The 202-nt window shown below is 57.9% G+C and carries 1 protein-coding gene; it reads right to left on the reverse strand.

All coding sequences use genetic code 11. The features are described from left to right. The coding region (locus AABK37_RS42505) for a hypothetical protein (protein ID WP_432557340.1) at window positions 1–189 on the reverse strand (189 nt) is incomplete at its 3' end. Window positions 190–202 lie beyond the last annotated feature (13 nt).

Below are 202 nucleotides of genomic sequence, written 5' to 3' on the forward strand. Positions count from 1 at the left end.
CAAGGCTTCCTCATCATGGCGCTCACCAGTGTAGTATCCGATCAGCTCCCGGTCTTCTCCTTCCCCCTGAAGGCATACTACTGCGCCCATAACCCCGTCCATCTTCTCCATCACCGACACGATCTCTCCACGCTCGATCCGGTAGCCGCGTAGCTTAACCTGTTCGTCGTTGCGACCGTGGTATTCCAACTCGCCCTCTCCG

The sequence above is a fragment of the Tolypothrix sp. VBCCA 56010 genome, from assembly GCF_050875635.1.
Taxonomy (GTDB): Bacteria; Cyanobacteriota; Cyanobacteriia; order Cyanobacteriales; family Nostocaceae; genus Hassallia.